The organism is Clostridium sp. (genome assembly GCF_032552055.1).
GTDB lineage: Bacteria > Bacillota > Clostridia > Clostridiales > Clostridiaceae > Clostridium.
In genome coordinates this window covers 1-2117 of record NZ_JAWGSV010000368.1, presented here as the reverse complement: position 1 = coordinate 2117, position 2117 = coordinate 1, and the positions used below count along the sequence as shown (strand labels likewise).

Below are 2117 nucleotides of genomic sequence, written 5' to 3'. Positions count from 1 at the left end.
GAGTAAATATAAGATTATACTCATCTAAAATTGGTTTTCCAGCATTAATTAGCGGAGAAGTAGATTTTAATTTTAAATTTGTTAAATTTTTATAGGATGAATCACTTAAACTACCTAAAAATTGAGGATCTGCAAAAATAGGTTTTATATCAGCCTCAGGTGGAGTCATATTTTTACCATAGTAACAATTATTTTCATAGTTTAACCCACTTCCTTGCTGAAATCTTGGAGTTCCACTTTTAGAACTAGCATTATAAAATATATTATTATAGAAATAATGCTGATTTTTAGTGTATAATCCACCATCACCTGCTGAACTATATATAAAATCAATATTACCACTGCTATTTCTGGTATTATAGAAAATATTATTATAAATATAGTTTACACCTGAATTCCCATGCGGATTTAGATAACGTTTACTTGCATCTTTAATCACATTATATCGAACCACAGATGATCCCTCTACAAATCCACATAACAAAATACCATCACCAGTATCATGAATATAATTATATTGAATAAGAGCATTAGTTGCTTCTTTATCAGGATCAATAGCATTGGAGTCCGCTCCTCCTGCTTTAGCCACCGTATCAAAAACTTCATTATATTGTACAATTATATCATCAGTATAATACATTTCTATACCACAGGTACCTGCTTTCTTTGAAATATTACGCTGAATTAAACCATGCTTAACGCTAGTAACATAAATAGTATTACAACCATAACTTGTATCTGCCTGACTTAAATAGTTGTCTTGTATAGTAACATTCGTATGTGGATACCAATGTGAATCATTAAGCTTTGAATTAACATCTCTGCTAGCCCAAAGTGTACCATCACCTACTTTATCTCCATTCCACTGTTTAAGAATAATTCCACCAAAAGAATTATTATTTATAACATTTTTTTCAATTAATATGTTGTTAAATACTGTTGGTTGGTCTAATACCACACCCTCTTCTGTTGTATCAGGTTGAAGTATCTCAAAAAGGATACCTCCTGTTCGTTTTGAAAGATCCCAACGGTTACCATAAGTTACACCAGCCCCTGGTGATGTACCTGAACCACTAATCCATCTAAGATCTCCACTTACATCATGAATATAAAGATTGTGCAGGTGAAAACCATTCAATCGTCTAAAAGTCTTTTCATCTTCAGTAACAGTCTCACCACTATTTTTAGCAGCAATTCTGATACCTCTTAAATCTTTTAGTTTTTGCCCATTTTCATCAGACCAATCACCTGTAAACCCTTCTACTGTATTACTAATTTCTAAATTAGAAATATCCCAGTGTTCTTGATTATATAGATAAATCAGTTCTCCAACTTCACCTTTACCAATCAATTTTGGTGCATTTCCCTCGCCATAACTACTGATAATAATAGGATTGTCTTCTTCTCCTGATCCCTTTGGAGATAGAGTAGATTCACTCCATTCACTACCAGCCTTTAACAATATGCGATCTCCTGGATTATATGTTTTTTCATTTACCTTATTAATACTTTTCCACGCCTCATTTGGTGAAGTACCATCATTTTTATCATTTCCTTCCTCGGAATCTACATAGTAAGTAATTCCATTTCCAGATGGTACATCTGAATCCTTCACTTGAGGCTCGGCACCATTTTCAATACTTTCCCCATATACTTTCATTCCACTCTCGTCAATGATAGAAATCAAATCTTCTACCTGTGTAGATATAGGATTATCTTGGTTAGCTTTTGCCACTACAGGAAAAGAAGAAGCTATTAACCCAATCGATAAAAATAAACTTAAACTTGCAGTTCCTATTCTTTTGAATTTCTTTACACCTTTTTTCATCTCTTTCTCCTTTCAACCTAATTATTATTTAATGTGAAATAAATATAAGTTTAATTGAAGATTTACTATAGATTATAACTTATAGTTTGATATAAACTTAATTAATAATTTTCATAAAATCTTAGTTATATTATCAAAATATAATAATCCTTTTCTTTTTTTATATGAGATTAGATTTTTAGTGAATACAGTACTACATTTTTAGTTATGATATTGCTTATTAAGCAAATAGTGCCTTATAAGATTTCATTATCAATTTGTTTTTATATTTTCTCAATCTCCCTTATAT

The 2117-nt window shown here is 30.8% G+C and carries 1 protein-coding gene; it reads right to left on the bottom strand.

The window, feature by feature from the left end; translation table 11 throughout:
* Positions 1-1828 (bottom strand): hypothetical protein (locus E6248_RS15585; protein ID WP_396335164.1); only part of this gene is annotated, 1828 nt, incomplete at its 3' end.
* Positions 1829-2117 lie beyond the last annotated feature (289 nt).